Origin of the sequence: Paenibacillus melissococcoides (assembly GCA_944800085.1) — a bacterium.
Classification (GTDB): Bacteria; Bacillota; Bacilli; order Paenibacillales; family Paenibacillaceae; genus Paenibacillus_B; species Paenibacillus_B melissococcoides.
This window is the reverse complement of the sequence record CALYLO010000012.1, coordinates 262745-283915: the sequence shown is the minus strand read 5'-3', so window position 1 is coordinate 283915 and position 21171 is coordinate 262745. Positions and strand designations below refer to the sequence as shown.

30 protein-coding genes are annotated in these 21171 nt (G+C 50.3%); 1 reads left to right on the top strand and 29 read right to left on the bottom strand.

Annotated features, from left to right (window positions below; translation table 11 throughout):
* Positions 1-562: 562 nt before the first annotated feature.
* The 11 genes from OCY70_RS30145 to OCY70_RS30095 all read right to left on the bottom strand — a co-directional run bounded on the left by OCY70_RS30145 (position 563) and on the right by OCY70_RS30095 (position 8100).
* Entirely contained in the window at positions 563-1834 is a 1272-nt protein-coding gene (locus OCY70_RS30145) for a phage tail protein (protein ID WP_261948853.1), read from the bottom strand.
* A 59-nt stretch (positions 1835-1893) separates the two neighbouring features.
* Positions 1894-2163, bottom strand: coding sequence for a hypothetical protein (locus OCY70_RS30140; protein ID WP_261948852.1), 270 nt, complete (start codon positions 2161-2163; stop codon positions 1894-1896).
* Positions 2164-2388: 225 nt separating this feature from the next.
* Positions 2389-2844, bottom strand: coding sequence for a hypothetical protein (locus tag OCY70_RS30135; RefSeq protein WP_261948851.1), 456 nt, complete (start codon positions 2842-2844; stop codon positions 2389-2391).
* Between the two features lie 271 nt (positions 2845-3115).
* Positions 3116-3973 carry a baseplate J/gp47 family protein gene (locus OCY70_RS30130; protein ID WP_261948850.1) on the bottom strand — a complete coding sequence of 286 codons (858 nt, stop codon included), beginning with the start codon at positions 3971-3973 and terminating at the stop codon, positions 3116-3118.
* A complete protein-coding gene (locus OCY70_RS30125) occupies positions 3966-4379 on the bottom strand; it encodes a DUF2634 domain-containing protein (RefSeq protein ID WP_213430853.1) in 414 nt (137 codons plus the stop codon). The genes OCY70_RS30130 and OCY70_RS30125 overlap by 8 nt, the downstream gene beginning before the upstream one ends.
* Positions 4379-5437 (bottom strand): hypothetical protein, encoded by a 1059-nt coding sequence (locus OCY70_RS30120; protein WP_261948849.1) that lies wholly within the window; start codon positions 5435-5437, stop codon positions 4379-4381. The genes OCY70_RS30125 and OCY70_RS30120 overlap by 1 nt, the downstream gene beginning before the upstream one ends.
* Positions 5438-5448: 11 nt before the next feature.
* Positions 5449-6063, bottom strand: coding sequence for a transcriptional regulator (locus OCY70_RS30115; RefSeq protein WP_213430851.1), 615 nt, complete (start codon positions 6061-6063; stop codon positions 5449-5451).
* A complete protein-coding gene (locus OCY70_RS30110) occupies positions 6060-6470 on the bottom strand; it encodes a hypothetical protein (RefSeq protein ID WP_261948848.1) in 411 nt (136 codons plus the stop codon). Before OCY70_RS30110 ends, OCY70_RS30115 begins: the two co-directional genes overlap by 4 nt.
* An 80-nt stretch (positions 6471-6550) precedes the next feature.
* Positions 6551-7108 (bottom strand): hypothetical protein, encoded by a 558-nt coding sequence (locus tag OCY70_RS30105; protein ID WP_261948847.1) that lies wholly within the window; start codon positions 7106-7108, stop codon positions 6551-6553.
* Between the two features lie 108 nt (positions 7109-7216).
* Entirely contained in the window at positions 7217-7594 is a 378-nt protein-coding gene (locus tag OCY70_RS30100; protein ID WP_261948846.1) for a phage tail tape measure protein, read from the bottom strand.
* Between the two features lie 143 nt (positions 7595-7737).
* A complete protein-coding gene (locus OCY70_RS30095) occupies positions 7738-8100 on the bottom strand; it encodes a hypothetical protein (RefSeq protein WP_390955189.1) in 363 nt (120 codons plus the stop codon).
* Positions 8101-8517: 417 nt separating this feature from the next.
* Here OCY70_RS30095 and OCY70_RS30090 point away from each other — a divergent pair, with 417 nt between their 5' ends.
* Positions 8518-8757 (top strand): hypothetical protein, encoded by a 240-nt coding sequence (locus OCY70_RS30090; RefSeq protein WP_213430849.1) that lies wholly within the window; start codon positions 8518-8520, stop codon positions 8755-8757.
* Between the two features lie 12 nt (positions 8758-8769).
* Here OCY70_RS30090 and OCY70_RS30085 read toward each other — a convergent pair whose 3' ends face one another.
* The 18 genes from OCY70_RS30085 to OCY70_RS30000 all read right to left on the bottom strand — a co-directional run bounded on the left by OCY70_RS30085 (position 8770) and on the right by OCY70_RS30000 (position 21078).
* Entirely contained in the window at positions 8770-8934 is a 165-nt protein-coding gene (locus OCY70_RS30085; RefSeq protein ID WP_213430856.1) for a hypothetical protein, read from the bottom strand.
* A 44-nt stretch (positions 8935-8978) separates the two neighbouring features.
* Positions 8979-9335 carry a DUF6848 family protein gene (locus tag OCY70_RS30080; protein WP_213430848.1) on the bottom strand — a complete coding sequence of 119 codons (357 nt, stop codon included), beginning with the start codon at positions 9333-9335 and terminating at the stop codon, positions 8979-8981.
* 46 nt (positions 9336-9381) lie between these two features.
* Positions 9382-9816 (bottom strand): hypothetical protein, encoded by a 435-nt coding sequence (locus OCY70_RS30075; protein WP_213430847.1) that lies wholly within the window; start codon positions 9814-9816, stop codon positions 9382-9384.
* Positions 9817-9819: 3 nt separating this feature from the next.
* Positions 9820-11235, bottom strand: coding sequence for a DUF2586 domain-containing protein (locus OCY70_RS30070; protein WP_213430846.1), 1416 nt, complete (start codon positions 11233-11235; stop codon positions 9820-9822).
* Positions 11228-11446 carry a hypothetical protein gene (locus tag OCY70_RS30065; RefSeq protein ID WP_213430845.1) on the bottom strand — a complete coding sequence of 73 codons (219 nt, stop codon included), beginning with the start codon at positions 11444-11446 and terminating at the stop codon, positions 11228-11230. The genes OCY70_RS30070 and OCY70_RS30065 overlap by 8 nt, the downstream gene beginning before the upstream one ends.
* The gene (locus tag OCY70_RS30060; protein WP_249725584.1) at positions 11430-11864 is read right to left on the bottom strand and encodes an SON protein; all 435 of its coding nucleotides are present in this window, start codon (positions 11862-11864) and stop codon (positions 11430-11432) included. Before OCY70_RS30060 ends, OCY70_RS30065 begins: the two co-directional genes overlap by 17 nt.
* Before the next feature lie 77 nt (positions 11865-11941).
* Complete coding sequence (locus OCY70_RS30055) at positions 11942-12403, bottom strand: phage virion morphogenesis protein (RefSeq protein WP_261948844.1); 462 nt, start codon at positions 12401-12403, stop codon at positions 11942-11944.
* Between the two features lie 42 nt (positions 12404-12445).
* On the bottom strand, positions 12446-12892 hold the full coding sequence (locus OCY70_RS30050) for a gp436 family protein (protein ID WP_213430842.1): 447 nt from the start codon (positions 12890-12892) through the stop codon (positions 12446-12448).
* Between the two features lie 21 nt (positions 12893-12913).
* Positions 12914-13843: a Mu-like prophage major head subunit gpT family protein gene (locus OCY70_RS30045; RefSeq protein WP_213430841.1), complete on the bottom strand. Its 930-nt coding sequence runs from the start codon at positions 13841-13843 to the stop codon at positions 12914-12916.
* Between the two features lie 29 nt (positions 13844-13872).
* Positions 13873-14274: a hypothetical protein gene (locus OCY70_RS30040; RefSeq protein ID WP_213430840.1), complete on the bottom strand. Its 402-nt coding sequence runs from the start codon at positions 14272-14274 to the stop codon at positions 13873-13875.
* A gap of 29 nt (positions 14275-14303) precedes the next feature.
* Positions 14304-15335: a phage protease gene (locus OCY70_RS30035; RefSeq protein WP_261948843.1), complete on the bottom strand. Its 1032-nt coding sequence runs from the start codon at positions 15333-15335 to the stop codon at positions 14304-14306.
* A 119-nt stretch (positions 15336-15454) separates the two neighbouring features.
* Complete coding sequence (locus tag OCY70_RS30030; RefSeq protein WP_261945409.1) at positions 15455-16192, bottom strand: phage head morphogenesis protein; 738 nt, start codon at positions 16190-16192, stop codon at positions 15455-15457.
* Complete coding sequence (locus OCY70_RS30025) at positions 16176-17741, bottom strand: DUF935 domain-containing protein (protein WP_213431409.1); 1566 nt, start codon at positions 17739-17741, stop codon at positions 16176-16178. The genes OCY70_RS30030 and OCY70_RS30025 overlap by 17 nt, the downstream gene beginning before the upstream one ends.
* An 11-nt stretch (positions 17742-17752) precedes the next feature.
* Entirely contained in the window at positions 17753-19516 is a 1764-nt protein-coding gene (gene terL / locus OCY70_RS30020; protein WP_261944922.1) for a phage terminase large subunit, read from the bottom strand.
* Complete coding sequence (locus OCY70_RS30015; RefSeq protein ID WP_261944921.1) at positions 19509-20069, bottom strand: DUF3486 family protein; 561 nt, start codon at positions 20067-20069, stop codon at positions 19509-19511. The genes terL and OCY70_RS30015 overlap by 8 nt, the downstream gene beginning before the upstream one ends.
* Positions 20069-20386 (bottom strand): hypothetical protein, encoded by a 318-nt coding sequence (locus tag OCY70_RS30010; protein WP_213431480.1) that lies wholly within the window; start codon positions 20384-20386, stop codon positions 20069-20071. Before OCY70_RS30010 ends, OCY70_RS30015 begins: the two co-directional genes overlap by 1 nt.
* Positions 20387-20650 (bottom strand): hypothetical protein, encoded by a 264-nt coding sequence (locus OCY70_RS30005; RefSeq protein ID WP_213431481.1) that lies wholly within the window; start codon positions 20648-20650, stop codon positions 20387-20389.
* The gene (locus OCY70_RS30000) at positions 20650-21078 is read right to left on the bottom strand and encodes a guanylate kinase (RefSeq protein WP_306433995.1); all 429 of its coding nucleotides are present in this window, start codon (positions 21076-21078) and stop codon (positions 20650-20652) included. The genes OCY70_RS30005 and OCY70_RS30000 overlap by 1 nt, the downstream gene beginning before the upstream one ends.
* Between the last annotated feature and the right edge of the window lie 93 nt (positions 21079-21171).

Below are 21171 nucleotides of genomic sequence, written 5' to 3'. Positions count from 1 at the left end.
TGTAGCGGCGCATTTTTTTTGGCAATGTTTATCAAGATATTTGGCAAAATTGCGCCGTTATAGAAGTGAGGTTCTCACCCTTTCGTCTCAATGATTTCTTGACATTCTTCAGCCGAAATGTACTTAGGAACATACGACTGAAGCTTATCTTCATCAGCAAAACCTTTTCGCCAGCAGTCCATAAGAAATGCGAAAAATAGGCTCTTCATTATGCATTACCCCCTTCGTCCATCATACCCATCACAGCCAACTGCAACGCGTCAAGCTGCCTCCGAAGCTCTTCGTTCTCCGCCTGTAGCTTTCAATCGGGCCGGGCTCACGTGGTCTATTGCGTTCTGCTTCATAAGCTGCCTCGTACTCTTCTTCCGTAATAAGATGGATGTCCTCGTGTTCCGGGATTTCTTCCCTTGACTGCTCTGTTATGACATAAAAGTCATATGATTCTGAAGGATATACCAGTGTGCCCGGGACAAACTTGTTCGTGTCCAAACCCTTGTAATCATAGTTACCGCCTCTCGGCCCTATAACATTTGTTAATTTTAATCCATCATGTTAATCCTCCTTATCGATATGCGTGTGCTCCAAGAAATTGAATAACGCCTGAGTCTGATGTGCTTTTGTCTGTCATTTCGTAACTAAAGGACAGGTTGTTTCTCGTAATAATAGTATGCTTGCGAGCTATCGGCGAATAACTTTGTCGTGCTACATACAGTTTTGTCTTGCTTAAAAAAACAGCTTCCTCGGCGCTGACACTTCCGGAAGGCATTGTGAAATAAGGTACTGCTGCATGGTTTAAAATTCTTACAGGGTCTCTATCTCTATAACCTCTATCAACAATGAACGTGTTAGAGCCGTCACGAGTGACTGCGATTACTTCGTAGTCGGGAGCAGAAGAATCCACATTGTTTTTTGATATGAGTTTTCCCGCATGGTCATACAGTTCATATGTTTTTGAAGAGCCACTCAACACGATAAGTACAACATTATCGCCTACCACCAAACTACTCGCCGCAAACTCCCGTGGAGCGCCCAGATGTACTGCCCTCACAACAGTTCCGTTTGGCGACACCTCATGTAGCTCCGATTGGTATTTTACCGGGGAACCTGATGTTGTTTCTTTGACTAGTACAAAATTATTATCCTTGTTGATAAACATGCCTTTCCCAACATAGTTTCCCAGCATGTCAAAGAACGTGCTTGTTAGGGCGAGGTTGCCCTTCGCTTGTGGAATACCACTAATTGCAGCAGCCAATTGGTCAAACGTACTATTCGCGGAGACTGGCCCGCCACCTTTGTCGTTGATGACCCCCGCGACTTTCCCTTTCCCATCAACGACAGATTGCTTTACCGAATCGAGCTCCGTTATGATATTGCGCGATTGGACGGTCAGTGCACCGTTAACAGTGAGCCCGCCCGTGATAGTGCCACCCGAGCGCGGCAGACTTGCGCTTTTGGCGTTCGATTCAGCTTGGTTTGCTTTTGCCTGTGCCCCTTCAGTCGTTTCCTTTGCATTCCAAGCCGTCCGCTCGGCAGCCGTAATATGCCGGACTTGATCCTCAGTATGAGCTTCGATGGCTCCTTGTGCATTGACAGCTGCTTGCATCGCCTCGTTTACGGCCTTCGGCGTGGCTGCCTTCGTCTCGTCGGTGCTGTCCGTTGCATTTGATAGCTGGGTGATGCCCGCCTGGGTCAGGGAAGCAGCCGGAACCTTCACATCATCAATCCGCTGGCTGAGCTGGTATATCCCTTCCTCAATGTTATTTAGGTTTCGGGCTGATATCGGCGTGCCTTCCTGGATGACTTCGCCAGTCGGTGCAACGATATGGTCACGCATTCGGTGCGGTTATATGCCAAGCCCCTCGACCTCCATTTCAATCAATCTATATTTGAATGCTACATACAAGCCCTTACTCGCTGGCTTGATGAATTCTCTTTCAGCCGGGCAACAATATCGCCGTCATGGTCTATCAATTCACGTTTTCCAATTTGACCCGCGACACTGTCATCGAAATAGATGTACACTCGAACTGTATCTCCCTCGGCAGTAAGCTTCATGAAGTCAATCCGTTTCGTCTCGCCTGAGTTTTGATATGCTGCATGAGAGAGAGAATCGGCGAATCTTTGTAATTGCTTTTGAAGTCCGATTTCTGTAAAAGTCTTCACGACGTCGTCACCTCGTTAGCAGGTGGCCATGTGCCACATTTGATTGTGTTGCAGGGAGGAGTATGGATCAAGTAACCAACCCCTGTCGGCCACGTCCCGCATTTAATGGTATTACAGAGCGGCAGCCCTACAGAGCCGAAGCTGAAGGTAGATTGTATCACTACAGTCGATCCGGCCCTTCTTCGATGCCGTAACTAGGCTTTGAACGAGCTGGCTTTACCTTCATCACTTCTGCATCAATGACGGCGATGTCATTAATTCCGCTCGGTGCCGAGCTGCCCAGGTAGACAATAATTCGGCCCAACGCTCCGGGTCATGGATATAATAGGGCTCGATATATGAATGCTCATATCCAAGCGCCCGAAGCGCGGTAAGTATGCCTTCCTTGGTTCCGGCTTGTTCCGCTATAAGGTTCTTCATCATCAACCGTAAACGATACGCCTCAACGTCTTCGCCCTTTAATCGTGGCATGTCCCGATCCCGACCGTGTTCGAGTAGCATCGTCTCGCTTGCAGAGATGATCATCGATTCCTCGCGGACGCGGAAGATGTCTTCCTTCGTCTGGTCAAACAATTTGCCAATTACCTTGAGAAAGATATAGAACTGATTATCCTTCTTGGCAATTTTTTTTAATGGGCCATATAGGAGATAAAACATGTAATCACTGAATTTTTGAAACATGTAGTTACCCCTCATCAGCCTAACGGTGACCTCACCGAGAACAATCACCTTGGAGTTGTCCAAGACAACGTCTTGCGGCGATTATTGACCTTTACGTTCCTGACGTCGAGTTCCTTCCGAATCGCGAAAATGATGTCTGAATGATTCAATTCATTCAGGCTGCGACCTTTTTTGATTCGGAGGAGCTCTGTCAGAATGGCCTTGGCGCGCTCTTCTATGCCTGCATCGGATGCATCCGATGCTATCCAAATGGTTATATCAATGTCCTGTGTCACCGTATCCGATGCCTTAACCAGGAGGTTTCGTCCGGGCCTTTTATCTTCTCGGCCTCCTCTCGGACTTTTTGAAGGAGGCCTTCTGATGGTGTGCCCGCCGTTCCCGTGACAATGATGTCAATCGTGCCCTGGCCGCGAGGGTGAAGGTCATCGACGCGTACATATAGCACGCCGGGGATAGCTTCGCATACGTTTTTGTACTTGGCAGCTATCGGCAACGTGGAGAGCTCCGCCCAGGAATTCAATGTTCGTGCCCGTAGGCTCTCTATATCTTCGAGGTCGCTGCCTTCACGGGTAATCCAATCTACATCATTTGTAATCTCGTCTATGCTCTCGATGTGGGTCAATGACCGCCGGATTTGACCGGGCGGAACGTTGTATGTTGATCCTGCCTTTTCGGCCTCTACTGCCACACGATGGGATAGGGCATCCGCTGGCATTGTGCTATTTTCCAGGGCGATGAACCGGAGTTCCTCGCCGAGCATATCCGGTTCCGTCCGGAAAACGTCTCCTTTGGCAATCTTGACTGCTTTTCCTGCCGCCTTGCGCTTCAACGTCACGAATCCCCGTGTTTTTACGGGCTGTTTTCTCCGCTTGGAGAAGTCCGCTGCTTTCAGCTCCAACCAACCGGATTCGGCATGCGCAACAAACTGGTTGTTCAACACCTTTCGCAAAAGAAGAACCAAGTCAATCCGTACTTGAATGGCAATCATCATCAGCGTATAGAATACGCCCCCCGTGAATAGATTCGTTATGACGAAGCCTTCTTGTTCAAGCTCTTCCCGCAGCTTGTTTTTTGTCTCTTCCCGGTCGGGGATGGGGAGCAGTTGATCCAACACCTTATCATCAATCAACGAGTACCACCTCAACTTTCACTCTGTCCAGGTCGACATCAAGCTCATACAAGCGTTCGTCGCCTCGAAACCTGAAGGAAGCATGAACGGTAATGGCATCCCCCCTGAACGCTGTAATGACCTGAATTGTGTCCGCGTCAATCTCGATCCGGCGCTCCAGCTTTTCCTTCACGCGTTGCTCGATTTCCAGCCTCGTGAGCTCATCATCCTGCGACTGGATAAACTCCAGCAATGACCACCCCCAGGACTCGTCATAGAAAAGCTCGCCTTCCTGGGTCAACGCTTCCAATCGGATATCTTGGAATAAACAATCATAGTCAGTGACGAGCAAGGCCTCGCCGTTTGCGGCTGCCGCTGGCTGCCAGTTGGCATCCAGACGGATGTCTGAATCGTGAAGGCCTGCCATTACTCCACCGCCGCCTTGCCAATGATATGGGCATCCACTTGTCCGTAGAGAAGAAGCACGGCCACAATATCACCTAGATCGAATTTCTTGTCAGACTTGACATTCGGGATCTCCGGAAACCGCTCATCAACCGTGCGAGCTTCGTTTAGCATCTTCAGGTTATATTCGTGGATATCCGTCCCCTCGCTAACCCTGGTCACTTCGGCGAGCATTCCGGCGGCGAGCTGCACATGAGGATATTGCTCTTTGATCCGCTTATCAATGACCGCTTGAATCATGTCCTCTAACAAGATACCGCCCTCCTTAAAAGTAAATTCGAGTTCGGATAAATCCCGTTGCCGATGTGAAAATACAACCTTTTTGACAGCGAACTCGCCCGATACCTTCGGATGTTGTACCCGAATAACATGCGAATGCCTAACAAAAGGGACGGACACGGTTTCGAGTTCCCATGCACCGCCTGAACGCTCCAGTGAGATGATATTCTCGGCATAGACAAACTCGTATATGAGAGGCTGTTCCGGCTGCTCTCCCCAGTAGAAGACATTACCCGAGAAGAAAAAGGGCATCTGTGCTTTCCAAATGGAACGGATATCCTCAATGACTGCAAGTGCAGTCTTCTGAAGAATAGGAAGCCGGGCTTTCTTCGGGAACATCTTGGGAGAGAGCACCGAATTTGATATCCCTGCTTTGCCGAGCAAGTAGTTCAGCATCTCCTGGGGAGTCACATCCAAAAAGGTGTTCGATACTATCGTCTCTTCCAGCAGTATCATTCCATCCTTCAGGATGATTTCATTTTGGTTGGCAGAAGAATATGGACTGACCACATACCCCTCGAATACGTCATGGAACTCTCCATCATAGCCGAGCTCGATACTGGCCGGAGCCTTCCGACTAATCGAAAGCTTATCCTGGAATTGCTCCGTAAATCTGACCTTTGCCCAATCAAAGTATGAGTCAGCCGAAGAATACACTTCGATTTCTATTCCTTCTTGGAGTTCATATTCCTCAATGGTGACACGTATCTCGGGATAGAAGAGCTCCATCTCCAGATCCATCATTCGTCCTCCTAGAACGGCAGAGCAGCGAGCTTTTGATTCGTCGAGACAGGCGGCGGGATATCCGTCGCGGCTGTCTTGCTTAATTTAGGTGCGGTTCCCCGGGAACCTGTATCCAGGTAGTTTTGATAATTGGCATTCAGATTGATTCCCGAACCCGAACCGCTCGATGCGCTGCTGCTCTTTTCATTCTTTTTCTTGCTGGATTTCTTGCTTGCCACAATTTTAACTGTCCCGTATTGCCAGAACTCAATGCTGACGGTCATCGCGGAATTCTTGCTCTGTTCTTTGGTCACCAGATTTTTAAAGATAACCTTCGAGATACCACGGGCAGCGGTGTGCTCGTTTACAATGGTGTGCATGACTGGCCTTGCTTGACCCGGCTTCCGGAATAGCTTCTGAATGACAGCCAGTTTTTGCAGTTTCGTGAGCTTCGGGCCATCCTCCAAAATAAGCTCAAGCGTTACCTTGGCGTCCTCATATCCCGTGGCCTGCTTCGGCCGCGCCGCCTTGCCCTCGATTTCCTGTTCCTCCACGCGAGCATCCTCTTTAATTTCAAGGCTCTTGAACAGGCCAGGGAGGACAACCTTGCCGACCTTTACTGTACTTTCATCGACATAGATCATGCTCTACCTCCCGTTGATGGGGTCATGCCGTTGCTGTTGGTATAGTCTCGGATTTCTTCAAGCAGTTTGAACAGGGCAGGCAAGTCCTTCAGGCTGCTTAGGTCGACCGACAACTCCAATCTTTCGATGTTCATGCCTCTGTCGGTTTCCTTTGTGGTGGTATTGCTCTCGGAACGGTTCATGATCGTCTCGCGTAGGTTGATTTTCTTCACGTCATCACGCGAAAGATCCATTTTGGCAAAGGCACGCTCCGTCATTTCTGCCGGAACGTTTTCGCTCTGTTCCATCCCTGTGCCAATCGTCTCGAATACTCGACGGCCTGATAACGTCAGCTCGGATAGCGGGCCTTCATGTGCATCGGAGAAGGGAAGAAGCTCCCTGACCTTTGCTAGTCCTGATTTCACCATATTGACTGGTGCGTTAATGACGCTCTTGATCCCGTCCGTGAAAGTCGTAATGACTTTAGAACCGGACTCTCGGAACCAGCTCAATGTGCCAGTAATGAAGTCTTTACACCACTGAACACTTTTTTGGAATACATCCGTAATGCCGCTCCAGAGATTCGAGAAAAGCTCTTAATGCTGCTCCAATTATTGATGATCAGCATCGGAATTCCGATGAATGGGAAAAATGCAGCGATTGCGACCTGAAGCCAACCCGGCATCCCATTGAACAAATTGCGAATCCAATCGAAACCCGCGACGATGCCGTTCACGAAGCCATCCCATAAGCTCGAAAGGAAACTCACGACGGCATCCCAGTTTTGCCATAACAGTACGAGAGCAGCTATCAAGGCCATAATACCGACCACGACCCACGTAATCGGGTTGGCAAGTAGTGCAGCCGTAAATGACCATACCGAAGCAATCAGACCGGGCATTGCTCTGACGGCGGTCATTATCGCCTGACGTGCCATGTGCGCCATACCAACTGCCACATTCTTTATTCCGGTCACGGCTCCCTTCGTAACCGTTCCAATACCTTTGAATCCGGCCCTGATACCGTCCCCGGCATAGAGGGCCATAATCCTGATCGTCGTGAGCATGCTTGGTATTGCTCTTAACGCTGTCCGAAAGCCGCGAACGATGCCCGCTTGTCTTGGTAATAACCATGCCTACAGCACCAAATACACCGATAAGCGTGCCCAGTCCGGTCAAAAGACCTCGATGGTCAATAGGACAATGGCGAGAACTTTGACAAGCTCCTGATTCTCAGCAATCCATTCTCCGACACTCTGTAATACTCTCTCTCCTTGTTCAATTATCTGATTATAGGTAGGGAGGAGCTGTTTCCCGATCTCCTCAGTAAGATTACGAACTCGCTGAGTTAGCCGGGTATATTTTTCGCCTTCTGTTTCATTTATTGCGCCCGCCATCTTAGTAGCGATATCTGCCCCTTGCCCCATAGAGTCATAAAGAAGCAAAATGTTATCTTGTAGTTCACCCGTTTTGTTATAGAGCAGGTCAATCAAGGCTACGGCTTCATCTGTACCGAATGCTTTTTGTAGCTGCATCTTCTCCGCTGCATCCATCGTCTCTCCGAACTTGCCACGGAGAAGAGAAAGGATTCTCAGGCATCGATAGCAGTTGGTTATTCGTATCTGTAAACTTCAATCCAAGCTCTTCACCCGCCTTCGCTGCTGAGCGGAAGAACGCTTTATATTTTGTTCCCGCCTCAGGACCCGGACATCGTAGCTTGTAGCATACCCACAATGGCGAGCTGTTCTTCGAGCGGTACATTCGCCGATGTTGCAGCTGCCCCGAGCGTCTGAATCGCTTGAGACATTCCAGAACCGGATGTCTTGAATATCCGGATGGAATCGGATATGCCCGCCGAGAAAGCTTCAGCAAATTCAATGTCCGACATGTCCTTGTAGTAATCCTTATAGATCCCGTACCCTGTAGCAAACAACGATGTCATCTCTTCAACGGAGGCCTTAGTCGCTTTACCCGTCAGGCCAGCCAAACGAGTATATTCCGCAACGCCTTCATCCGTCAGAGATGCAATCCCGGATTTGATTGAGTACGCTGCCGTCAAAAAGTCTGATTTTGTTGTGCCAGCCCACTGATCGGAAAAGTCTCTCCGCAGCCTGCTCCAAGAGCCCCAAGTTCTCCGTTCCCAGAGATGCCAGCTCCCCAAGAGCCCGGCGCGTGTCGAATGTGGCCTCTACTGGCTTCAGCACCGAGTCCGATATTTGCATCCCGACTCCGGCCATCAACAGACCAGTTTTCGTCATACTGCCGAAGCTTTGGTTCAATCTATCAATCTTGCTTACTGACCCGTCCACTGTTGCGTTAATACGTGACATTGGGGCCGGATAACTGGTCAATCATTCCTACGATGACTGAAAGCCTAAAAATAGAATCCAGACTCACAACATTATCACCCCGTTCCATTTTCCTGATATTGGTGGTATATTTGTCTTATACATATAGTGAAGAGGAGGAACTCCAAATGGTTGGTATTGCATTTGCGTTTAAACTGCTTGTATTCGCCATCTGTGCGGGTGCAGTGATATCCATCCTCATCTTTGTACCGCTCACCATATATGTCATTCCGTATTGCCTATGGGTCGGGAACGAGCAAACAATGGGCCGCCACCAGGATAAGAAAAAAGAGGGGATTCGAAAGACCGTCAAGCACGCTACCATCCTATATCGAAGCTGGATTCGAAGAGAGAAGCCATCCTTTTAGGGGATGGCCTTTTTACTCCCCGAAGACTTTTGTAATTGCCCTCGCTAGGATGTTCTCTTCAAGCTCCTGGATGACTCTAGCTTGAGCCAAGGCCCGAATAAACTCATCCATGTCCATGTCTCCGACTTCTTTCCCCTTTAGAACAGCAGGAGGCAAAAACCGATAGATTTCCAGCATGCCGGACTCTATAAAATTGGTTTTTACCTCCTGGAGACAGCTATCTAAAGTAGCTTTAAATTTACGTCCTTGCTCAGGCCTAACATGGTGAGAAGCTTCTCCCCAAGTGATAAAGCAAAAGCTGGGTATTCTTCGAGGTGCGCCTCCAACTGTGCGGCCTGTTCATCGACGACATTGTCCATGACGAACGCACGCAGAGCTTTCGTCGGACTTTGAGATGCTGTCTTCACATAGCGGTCATAGCTGGCCGTCTTCGGCTTACGGAAATAATATTCGATTTCAAGATTAGAAGAATCGTCTTGCTCAATCGTTGCTAATAAACGGTACACCTTGCCATATCGAGCCTTATATACTTCGATTGGAGTTGGTTCGAGTACGGCGATCTCAGTTTCTTTGGTCATTATAGATACCTCCGAATTTTGTCATCTATTTTGATAAATAATGCAATCAGATAGGCTTGACTCCGTCTCTGTCAATGCCATTGACGATGATAAAGTCAAGGTCAACCTTCAGTGACTTGTCTCCCTGGGCATTCTTGTGTGACGCCTTTGTGAAAGTGACCGTATTCAGGACGTCCGTCCGTGTCCGCCCGCCGCCGTCGGCGTAGCTGACGACGATTTTCGGGATCACAAGGCGGTACAGCCCAAGATTTTTACTCTTGCAGTACTGGACAATGTCGTCATAGTCATCCCGCAGCAGGCTCAGCTTGCCCTCTGATTTATAATTTCCTTCGCCGTATCCTCGTGGCCGTTGCCCTTTGCCGTAAGCGACTTCCTTTTCCAGTTCATCATCGTAGGATATTTCTTGCACTTCCAGGGAGAGGCCCGGTATGGAGATGGTGATATCTCCCCAGTCGTATACCTTTCCATTGATAATTGCCATTGGTTATTCCCTCCCGAACGGATTTTCCATTCCAATGTCGATCTGAATCTCCCGAATATGCCCAATCGGCACATAGCGGATGATGACATCCAGTTGTTCCGATACCAGAATGTCCTGGTCTGACGGGACGATAATCCGGCCTGAAGAAATCTCCTTGGCGCGAACCATCTCATCGAGCGGCGTCTCAATGAACTTCGCTATCGTCTCCAAGCTGCCCGAAACATCGGTCATATCGACCTCGCTCTGAAGGTGGAGGAGAGCTTCCCGACGAGTCTCACGTATGATCTTGTTCTTGATGCGCACATCTTCGGCGTACCGATAATCCGATCCATCCGGGGCCATCATCTTGGCATTCGTAACATAAAAACCATCCAGCCCTTCATATCTCCGGAATGTCAGGTACTTCTCTTCATCCAGCAGGCCGACATAGTCTTCAATACCTTCTGGCAGCAGCTCCAACATCTTCGTTTCTGGAATGCTGAAGCTCTTCGTCTCGCCGATAGACTGCTGTGGCTTCGCCAGAGCATACAGCCCGCAGACAATCCCTGCATTGTTGACCACCTTTGTCCGGCCGTCCATCTTCCGATATTTTGACCAGGCGGATACGATTTGCAGGTCATAGTTGGAAAGGCCCTTGCGAGCTTCAATAAGTCGCTGGACGAATGCGTCAATAGATTCATCCATCTCCCACTGCGGAGCCTCACAAATGGCAAAGAGCGGCTTCTTGTACGTATCGCGCAGCTTCACAATCTGCTCCGAGACCGCCGTCCATAGTGGTTTGGCCGATTCGCCCACAATATGCACAAATTCGAAGGAGAAGCTGACGTTCCGCAGCTTGTCCATCGCTGCTAAAACATCCTGATTACTCATTTGCGGCGCGGTCGTCGATACGGTATAGGTGTCGCCGACCAGGAAGGATTTCGCCTTGTCTTGCTCTGCTTCCGAAAATGCAAATTTCAGGCCAGTACCCGGTATGTCCAGTACGCCACTGAGGGGGAGAGTGACCTCCTGCTCGAACAAGCCGTCAACCTCATACCGAATGGCTGCCTCATTCAGCCCGCCGCTCTCCGTCACTTGCATCGTAACCTTGACGGCATTGGATGGGTTTCCGGTGACCGTCGCGCTTCCTGTGCCGCTTCCGTCCTTCTGTACTTGCCCCACCGTGCCGGGAACGGCAGGGGAGACCGGGAAGCAATAGATTTTGCCAGCCCCATTCTCTATACTGTCCATGACGGCATCGGCCAGCGGGCTATGACCAAGCAATTCCTTGATTTTCTTGTCGTTCATATTCCCGCTTATGACGACAGGGGAGGCGGACGGTGCGGCAGCTACACCGATTTTGACATGGACTCCTTCACCTAGGTTCGTGCGGATGCCGAGTCCGCCGTCGGTGATGGTCGTCGTTACATCTCTAAGCATTTTCTATCACCTTCTTTCCGCTGATGGGGCCGGACAGGAATCTATCCACGGCCTTGCTGTAGGCAGCCATTGTCACTTGCTTGCCAGGCTTCCAGCTTTCAGCGGCAGCAACACCGTGATAAACTGCATCCGGAGTAGCGCACCGTTCCCGCAACTCTTCGACGGGGACAAGTTCCGGGGAACCCCCGTCCTTACTATCCTTGCTCGCCATATCCATCCTCCTTCTCGATGCTACGTACATGGTAATTGACCTTGGCGAAGTCCGTATCTTTGTAGACGCCGCCTCGGAAAGTCACCTTCAATTGCACTGCGATTTTTGCTTGCAAAATGCTGTCTTCCTTGTCTACCCAGTCAGCTTCCTCGACTTCAAGCGCGGTATAGTTGCCGTCAATCAAAATGCCTGGGTCGAGCAATGCCAGGAAGGCTTCGAATATGGCGTCAGCCTGCTCCTGGCTGTACTCGCCTATTACGACAACAAATGTTGTTTCGCGCTCGAACATTTTACGCCGTTTATGCTTTGCCATGTTTTCGTCGCGATAGAGCTTCTTGCTGTAGGCTCGTGAGAATGTGTCCCGATCCGGGATTACCGCGCCGACATGACTTTCTCTGTACCCTCTAAGCTCTTTCATGCTTGTGCATACCTTGCTTTTGATTCCAGCGGCCTTTAGCTTTTGGACAAGGTACTCTTTACATGTCGATATCATGCTTATTCCTCCGCTAGGGCATCTTCCAGCGTGCCCTTGATTTCGAGCATGTCCTCCTCCGATATACCGAGGTATGGACGTGCCGGAATCTTGATATTGACTTTGACCTGGCGCTTGCGTATCCAGCGGCCGTCGATTTTAAAAATCAGACCTCTGCGCGTCTTTGCCCGGATGGTTACAGAGCGGCCCTTTTCCCCAAATTGGTGAGTTCGGGCATATATTACATTCGTTCCGACTGCAAACCCTGAACCATCTGCCGTTGATTTAATGGAATTCTTCAGGCGAGCACTATCTGTCAGGGTGGAGCCATTTTCTTGTGATGCCCGGATGGAGGTACTCCAGGCCTTGCCGTCTGGGCCCTTTTGTTCCTTAAACCGTTCCAGGGTTGATGTTCGTAGCGCTTCCGCCAGAACCAGACCAGTTCTTCGAATGTCTACCTCTTGGAGTTTCCGCAGCCGCTTCATGAGCCGCCGGACATCGCCTTCAAGCCGTATACTATACATATCTCACAGCCCCCGCATGCTGGCTCGCGAAAACAGGCGTGGGCTACTCTGTGCGGAAAAGGCCGTGGCCGCTTTGCTTGAACCGTCGCTGACGCCGATATCGATAATCCCTTTTGCCACGTTCTCTAGGAACCGTATAGCCGCGTTATATCGATTCAGATAGTTCTTTTCCTTCTCGCCCTCGTCGATGCCGATGCGGCTGAACAGGTTGTATACCGCGATGTCCTTAGCATACTTGTTGATTACCTTCGGCACCCGAGAGAGGGGGACGGAATACCTCTTTACGAGATACCCGTCGATTTCTCCGGATGCGTCGGCAATGGCCTCTTCGATGATGGGGGCGATCAGCTCCTCGCGTTGCTCCTCGTCCTCGATGTAGCGGTCTCCGATTAGCGCGTTCAGCGCGTCATCCTTAATCATCCCTCGGACTTCTTCCGTGGTACAGTACATTCGATTCACCTCTTATGGCGTTCAATCTTGAGACAGCTCTTCCTTTGGCGGCTCCGGATTTACTTCGTCCTCTTCGCCTGTACTTCCGTATGCCATTTGCCAGAATCCATAACCGGCATTCGAGCGGCCGTCTACGCCATAGAGGAATTGCTTACGCATGAAGACATTCTCATCCGTATCCCGATCCATGGCGACAAACCTAGCCGCCTTGCGCTCCTGGTAGATGAGCGGCTTCAGCGGCTTTGTCGTGCAGAGCAAAAACCAAGCATCTGGGCTCTCGGCCAAGTCTGGCACGACAAGCAGCTCCGCCGTGCTTTTAAATGTATTAGTCGTTCCATCAATTTGATCTGCATAAAGAATCTTGCGTCCCATTTCTTCATTGGCCGGAGAGACCACAAGCAGATTAGGCACAAGCTTCAAACTCTTGCCACCATCATCAACAAGGGACATCATGGCGCTTCTTGCAGCAGCATATGAGCGGACGGAGAGCTTTTTAGTCCCTTTGTTGCTGAAGACTTTCTCTCCGATTTTGTGCTTATCCGAGAAAAACGGCTGTTTATCGTAACACTTTTCTTTGAACCCTTTGAGCAGCAAACCAAATACCAATTCATCCGGATGAGCTGCTGCGCTTTGGCCCATATCCTGTACAATAGGGTTATACAGACCAATAGTGTCATCCTCGATATCATTGCGATCCACACCGACCGTCAGTTCATAGTCTTTGTTTTTGATGGTATAATCGGATGCTTGCAGGTTTTGGATTTCACGATCACCGACCCATTCCCGCATACGTGGCATCTTTCCAAGCCATTTGTAATTTTCCTCGCCCGTCGTGGATGGAACCTTCGTGGCTACTTGTTCCCACTGTGTTTTCGTCTCTTCGAATGCCTTCGTATACAAGATATTGAATGCGGTATAGATACCGCGCAGAGCCTGCTGATTAACTATCATTCCATTTCCTCCTCTATGAATTGTTCAGCTTATAACGTTTCAACAACAACGTAGCTGCCGTCAATGCCTATGACCTTACCAGCCACACTGGAGCCTGTAGCCGTGGCCGTGACGGTCTCGTCATCAACGAAATAGCAACTTTTCAGCATATCCTTAGCTGTCACTGCTCCGGTAGCTGCATTGTTCCACTTGAACACGCCGCGTCGGACACGAATGGTTGCATCCCCGTCAGCACCTAACGAATTGTCTATATACTCCTCAGCTCGCCCGGCTGCGATCAAATTGGTTGCTTTTGCCCCCGGAACGGCCAAGCCGTTCGCGTCGATAGCGACGAATGAGCCATCAAAAATCTTGACTCCACCTTTGACCGGAATGACAAGCGTTCTTCCGTCGGCGAACTCCGTTGTATTGCGTCCTTGTGACAGTGCCATAAGGCCTTTCCTCCTCCCAATTATGTCTTTTATTTTCCGCCGTACTTCTCCAGGTCTTCATCCGAAATGTCAAGCATTTTACAGACCTTCAGGCTCATCTCATCAATCCCCTTCGACTGCGCCTTTCCGTCCTCGATTTCAAGTTCACCGACCGGAACCACTTGCGGGGCCTTTTCAACAAACTTTTTAAAGCCTTGCGGGTCTTTGAGTGCGTATTCTTCCGCCCAAGCCTTTTGAGCGGCGGAAATCTTGCCATCCTTCAGGGCCGTCATCACGAGCTCATCCGAATCCTTTTTATCCAGTCGCGCCTTCAGAGCATGGAACTCCGAAACAGGCACGAAGCCGGAAGGATTTTTCAATGCCATAATGGCCGCTGCTACGTCTTCCGTTTTCGCATCTTCCGCAACGCCGAGCAGCGTCATAATCGTTTTGTTGGCGACGATTTCTTCTTCGTCGTCTTTCTTTTCTTTTTCCTTCTCTTCCGTCGAATTAGCTTGTAACGCCTGAAGCTTTTGCAGGACTTGCTCTTCGGTAGCTTCTTCGCCCAGACCAAGCAGGGCGGCAAGTTGTTTCAAAAAATCCATGTTATTTCCTCCCTCGTATTGGGTAATGTCAAGCGAATTGATAATCGGGAACATTCCATCAATTGCTGGCGTGTTGGTTAGGGCAACCGAGTGTAGCACGACAGCTTTTTGATCCGATTTACGCACCAGCACAACCGGGGATAGGTAGCGGTATTCCTTGTTCTTCAGGTACTCTTCCGCCTTGGGTGTCCATTCCACCTTCCCAGCGATGGCATTATCCTGGATGATGAGTTCCTTAATCCAACCGCCAGCGGGGGCCTGCACATCCTCCAGCGTCTGATGCTCATAGTCGATGACGATATCAAGCGCCCGGCGGTGGAACGTTTCCTTCATAGCCCGAAAGGACTCCTCATCGACCACAAAGTTTCCTTTCTGGGACTTCACATGCCCAAGCGGCAGCAGCTTAATTACGGTCGGCACGCCTTGAACTTCGGTTACCGTACCTGAACATACAATCCATTTTTTCAGCGTGATCACCTCCTCGCCGATTCATGTCGACTGCAACGCCGTTATAACGCGTTATAACGCGGGTATATAAATCATCAGCATGATTCGGTCATCCAAATTCACAAACGCCTTAGAGGGCGTTCCAGGCCTTATTCCTTTGACTTGCGTTTTTCTCTGTTCTCAAAGGCTTTTTTCAAACTCTTTGGGTAGCTGCTAACGTCCGGATCAAAAGCGTGCTTTGCTGGATTGTTCGAGAAGCTTGGATCGGGCATTATGTTCACATGCTGACCATTTAATTGGGCAGATACTGGCGGTTCTGTTTCCACCTTGAGGCCGCGTTCCCGAACTTGACGCTCGGAGAGTGTTCGGACGGTACAGCGGCAGCGGAACCCATTCGGGGGATACCAGGTATTCCATATCGGGTCATCGGCCCGAAATACCCTGCCGTGCATCGCCAGATGCGATGGCCGCGTGCGCTTGTCCTGGACTGCATCATACTGCCAGTACGGACGTAAGCGCAGCGTCTCCGGTGCCGTCATCTGCTTCCAGTGCCCCACCTGATAGGCCGTCTGCACGTTCGTCCGGAAGATATTATCCGCCTGATAGTTTGTCACGCCTTCATATCCACGCTGCTCCAGCCAATCGTTCATCCGTTCACGGAACTTGCCCAGTGTCGTTCCTTCATCAATGGCCTTCAGCAATTCCCCGTGAAACTTGCGAAGGAGCTGAATCTTGCTGTATCCGGAAATCGTGAACGCCTGTGCCCGGTACTCCTCGGCAAGTTGGTAGAATTCACTTTCCTTCATTGGTAGTTTGTCGCCGAAGAAGGCAACCGCCTCCTCAAAGACGAATCCAGGCGTGGTAAGGAGCTCAATCCATTCTCGCATGCTCTTCGACTCTCCCCATTAGGTCAGCGTAAAACATAGCCTTGTGCAGCAGCTCGTCCAGGTCTTCGATATCCATCTGTTGATACAGCTCTCCCGCGAATCTTTCGTCTTCGAGCTTGGCTTTGACTTCTTCCAGGCTATTCGCCGTGTCAAGTATTTTGAGAACAGGAGCAAATATCTTGCCGAATATCCCCTTGGAATTCTGGATAGCTGCGTCGGCCAATTGATCCACGCTTCCCTGTGTAACTCCAGGCCGATTACCCTTGTTAGCTACAGCCACCAAAGTTTTGTCTTTAAAAGGCATTGGCGCCGAATGTGATAACGGGGCAGCTACCTCTTCGCCGTTCTCCGGCTTTGGCACGGAAAACTTCTTGTACAAGTGCGATGTTGGGATTTTCAATCCCATATCAATCAGCTTCCCGTAGATATCCGCCGTTTCTTTCAGGTCTCCGGCTTCTTCACAGTCGAAACGCAGATGGGGGATACGCCGGGATTCCCCATAGTTAAAGTAGACAAGTGGTCGAATTAGATCCCGGCGCAATGTGGCAGCTAGGGCCTTGCAATCCGCGACCGTCAGATCGTGGCGGACTTCGTTATGTGTCTTCGACTGGGCGAAACTTCCGCCCCCAGAATCGCTCGTAAGCGTCTGGCCGAGCACCGCCTTCGATATCTGTTCATCGCAGTACCTGGCGAGCGACTCATACACGTTAATTGATGTGGTCTTCGCAGCCTCTTTGAATTCAATCTCTGTTCCGTCCGGAATAATGCCCGCTGCATCTGTTCCTATCTGAACGAGAGCACGCATGAGAGCAGCCTTGTCATCATCCGAGGCGGATGGGTCATATTTGCCCAGCCGGAGCGGCATTCCGAACACTTCACAAAAACTGACCCAATCCTTTAGATCGTAATTTTTAAACAAATACATCCAGGCGACCACGCGCAGGACGCCTGCCCGTGATGGGTGCCCTGAACGCGCCTTGTAACGATGTATGACGAACTTATTCTCCGGAAGAGGTATTCCGGATGGATTATCGCGGGTGACCACTTTCAGAGTGTCTTGATTGTCCCAGAGGAGACGCTTGGGATGCCGCCACTTGATATCCTCTACGACCGTAAATCCATCGTCGTAGCCCCAAATAATTTCAGATACGGAGATACCCTTACCGATAGCATCAAGCAGATCCATCATGATGTCCTCGAAGTTCTCCAGCCCGTCGATCTGCTCTTTCACAAACTCGGCTATCTGTTTATCCCATTCGTCATCCGAAAACGGGATGACTTCGAAGTCCAGTCCGGTGACCGCGTTCTTGCGTGTCTGGAGCTGTGAAAATAGATGCGGATCTTTCTCTTCCATCTCCTCAAAGAGCTCCATCTGTCGCAGCACGTCGCCCGCGTCTGCCTCGCGAAAGATTTGCGCCAGTCGCACCGGAGTCAAGCCGTTCGATGGGTACGTGGAGTATTTATCCCATACCGGGGCGACTGCAATCTCGTTCAGCTCCGGGCGGCGGGGGCTTACCGTTTTGTTCTTCTGCTTGTTTTTCTTCGACATAGATTCACCACCTAATAACCGCCTCGCCGGAATTTCATCGCCCGGCTGATTACTGATTTATAGTCCGTCTTGTTTGATGTCTTGATGCCCAGGGCAAGTCGGACGGCCATCTCCAATCCATCCGGTCCATCGTCATTTTTGCCCATCGGGTATTCCCGCATTTGTTGTAACAGTGTCTTGTGGCGGCGACTGAACTTCAGATACCCATTCTTAACAAATGGCTGAAGCGACTCGATCCGCAGTTCCTTGCGCTGGAGACTTTGGATCTCCTCTATCGGCAGGTATTCGCCAGCCTCTGCGCTCTTCTGTGCCAGTACATCCTTGAAGAAGTGCTGGAATTGTACCGTCTCGACGCCAAATTTGCGGAATGGCCGCTTATAGTCGCGCCGGAATCGCTTGGACATCTCTATGGCGTCATCGATGATGACATCAGGGACGCGCCGCTCGATGGATGCCTCCACCACGTACATATAGCCGCTCTTGGTATCCTTGGCTATGGCAATGATGGAACTGGTATCGCTTTTCTTGTTTTTCCCAAGGGAAGGGTCGTTCGCGGCGACAAACACGAATCGCTTATCCCGGAAATCAATCGTCGGGTCGTCATCCCAGAAGTCGAACCATTCATCATTAAATGTGCAGGAATCCGGGTCAATCGGATCGTTTTGAATCTCGGAATTGAACGATGCTTCGCCTTCAGAAATCTTGATTACCATCAAGTCGTAGTAGGAGAGCTTTTCTTCCCACAAGACTTCTGTGCCTTCGAGCATGTCGGCCTTGTTGTCTTCGTAGAAGGCCCGCGCATCTTCTTGCCGATGCACGTTTTCCAGGTCGGTATAGATTGCTTCCCAAGCGTCCCAGAGCTCTTGATTCGTCGCGAAGCTGATAACCCCCCGATACTTTACAGAATGATATTCCGGGTTCTTCAACACCTTGGAAAGCAGAGAATCGTAATGCAGGATCGTTCCGATATAGACGATGTCAGTGTACGTGTCGCCTGCTTTACTAACCGCCTTGTAGAACCAGCTTTCCAGTTTCTTGCGTTGCTCCGGCGTGTAAACATTTTCGTCATTCTCGATGTCGTCCAGGACAATCAAGTCAGGACGCCAGTTGCGATGACGGCGGCCCCGAATCTTCTTGCCGCTGCCAATGGCCTCAACCTTGATATCTGTCGAGGTCACAAGGACGCTGCCTTTCCAGACTCTACCCTTGAGGCTCCCGAAGTCCTCAATGATGGCCGGGTTATCCTCTAGCTCGGTTTTAATATCCGTGAGGAATCCTTCTGCCTGGTCGGAACTATCAGAGAGGATGATCGGGTAATGTTTGTACTCATATACCACCGAGTGCAAAGTGTCCTTAAAGGTGAAGTTTGTCGACTTCGCATGCCCACGTGAGGCGGCTGTAGCACGGCGGCAGCCTTTCGCCCTTGATATCTTCTTCCCATCCGGCAAAGGGTTCAGGCCCTTCATGACTCCTTGAGTCCATATACTATCCAGCTCTTCGTGAAATTGCGGCGATTCCCTGACGAAGTAGTGGGGCAGATAAGCCCGCCCGAAATACCCCAGGTCAATGGCTCCTAGCTTCTTGCGCAAGCCATCCGGGCCTGTCAGTTCTGCGCCGCTTTGGTACTCCCTTAGCAACGTTTCCCGGTATTCGCGGTGCTGCTCATTACGCATGACGTAGTTTTCAAAGAGCTGCTTCTGATACTCCAGACTGAGTAGTTCTTCTTTGTCTGCCTCATCCTCCAGTTGCCGGAGGTACTCGTCCAGGTTAATCATCGGCCATCATCTTTTCCTTCGCTTTTTGCAGTACCGCCTTCAGTTCTCCGGCAAGTTGAGGATCGGCCTTGATGGCTGCCATGAGTTCTGCCTCCATCCCTTGGAATGCTAGTTCGATCTTCTTCTGCATGTCCTGGCGGACGCGGTCTTTATAGACCTTTGTTCTGGAGAGCGCGACCATAACGCGGGCCGCCTTATCCAGCGGCATGTAGTCCCATTCTTCCTGTGCTTGCGCCATCTTCTTCGTCAGCTCTCCGGCCATAATTTGTAGGCCGCCTTCGGTGTAATCGACGTCCGGATTTTTCCGGATCATCTCGACTAGCGCCTTTGTCTGTTCTTGCGCCTCCATAAGCCGCTGCGTCGCGTTCCCGACTCGGAGCGCATAGCGACCAATGGAACTCTTGGATACCTCGAATCCCTGGGCCTCCAGATACTCTGATATCTCCCAGTAGGTGTACCGTGTATCAAGAAGCATCGCGTCGACCTGATCCTTGATATGCAAAGGCAGGTCGTCAACTTTAGAGCGCGTGCGGTTTCTTCGTTTGCCGCTCATTAGATGGCGACTCCCGGATCATCCGGAGTTGAGCCCTCCAGTAAATCGATGCCCTTTACCGTTAGCCGGATTACGGCATCATTGGCATAAGCATTGTACGAATTCACACGCTCATTCGAATATTCGATGTAGCCCTTCTTGAATAAGTAATCCAGATGCTTGGAGATATCCGGGCTGATGATTACGCCATCGTTGACCATGACATTGACCAATTGCCTGCATAGGAGCGAATTGTTATGTCCTTTTGCGAGCGAGCGCATGATATAGCCCCGAACCGCTTTATTATGTTGCACACCGTGATAGGTTTGTTCATCCATCTACCTCTGTCCTCCCAGCATGCTATCGTGTATTTTGTCGAGCTTCTTGTCGACGTTGTTCATCGTTCTAATGAAATCCTCCCGGGTCGTGTAGATGAACGGGAGATCGGAACGTAAGTCATCCAATTCTTTTTTCAATTCATCCACATCTTGAGCGTTTTTATTGATTTGCGTTTTGAGTTCTGCCATCGTCGTTTTTAAAAAGTAACCAATTGCTCCGATGCCTAGCATCGTCGCCGTCTGTATGATCCAATTCCACTCCACTAGCCAGCACGCTCCTTGAGCTCCAGCACCTTGGATTCAATCGTGCTCATGATGTACCCCTCTGCGTCGCCCAGGGTGTCATGTAGGGCCCGCATGTATTCGGGCTTGAGCTGGCGGACAATTTCCGAATACGCTTGAGGGGCAAGTTCCATTAATTCTTCTCTGGGTGACCATCCTTCCTTGACAGACTCCCGTAAATGACTGGCGACGGTCTGTTCAATTTGGTGGACGGTCTTGGTCGCAACATCATCCAATCGTTCAATAGCTGCCTGAACCAGCGCACGTTGCGCATCCGCATCAATTTTCGCCGTCTCTGCCGACAGCTTGGCGCTAGCCCGGCGTATGTAGTAAATCGCAAATGAAGACAGTAGAGTCAGGCCCGCCAGCGCCACATTCAATAACATCTCGTTAATTGCATCTTGCATCATGTAAGAGCCTCCTTTTTAGGCAATAAAAAAACCAGTAGGGCATAAGCCTCTACTGGTAGATTACCAAGTGTTTTCTTGCATGTCTGGAAGGGA